Origin of the sequence: Nocardioides sp. CPCC 206348, assembly GCF_048654705.1 — a bacterium.
Classification (GTDB): Bacteria; Actinomycetota; Actinomycetes; order Propionibacteriales; family Nocardioidaceae; genus Nocardioides.
Map to the genome: position 1 here is coordinate 55,942 of NZ_JBMCZA010000111.1, position 633 is coordinate 56,574.

The window sequence follows — 633 nt, forward strand, 5'->3', positions numbered from 1 at the left end:
CCAGGATGCCGGGTTCATCGTCAACGCGGCGACACCGGAGCGGATCCGGATGGCGCCGCCGCTGGTGCTCACCGAGGCCGACGCCGACTCCTTCCTGGCTGCGTGGCCGCAGATCCTGGACCACGCCGGGGTGTCGGCATGACGCGCTCCTTCCTTCGCGACGACGACCTGACTCCCGTCGAGCAAGCCGAGGTGCTGGCACTCGCCGCGAGCCTCAAGGCCGCACCGTACGACCACAAGCCGCTGGCCGGTCCGCGCACCGTGGCGATGATCTTCGACAAGGCGACGCTGCGTACCCAGGCGTCCTTCTCCGCGGGCATCGCCGAGCTCGGCGGCAACCCGATGCTCGTCGACGGGGGCCTTGCGGGCATCGGCAAGAGGGAGTCGATCGCCGACGTCGCCCGCGTGCTCGGCCGCCAGGCGTCTCAGATCGTGTGGCGCACCTACGCACAGGCGAGCCTCGACGAGATGGCGGCGATGTCCGGCGTGCCCGTCATCAACGCGCTGACCGACGACTTCCACCCCTGCCAGCTGCTCGCGGACCTGCTGACCGTGCAGGAGCACAAGGGTGCACTGGCCGGGCTGACCGTCGCGTTCCTCGGCGACGGTGCCTGCAACATGGGCAACTCGTGG

At 70.1% G+C, this 633-nt stretch carries 1 protein-coding gene; it reads left to right on the plus strand.

Annotation, left to right across the window (positions count from 1 at the left end; all coding sequences use genetic code 11):
- Positions 1–138 precede the first annotated feature (138 nt).
- Positions 139–633, plus strand: a 495-nt coding sequence (locus ACOADB_RS06580) for an ornithine carbamoyltransferase (RefSeq protein ID WP_378597153.1), incomplete at its 3' end; no start/stop codon positions are given.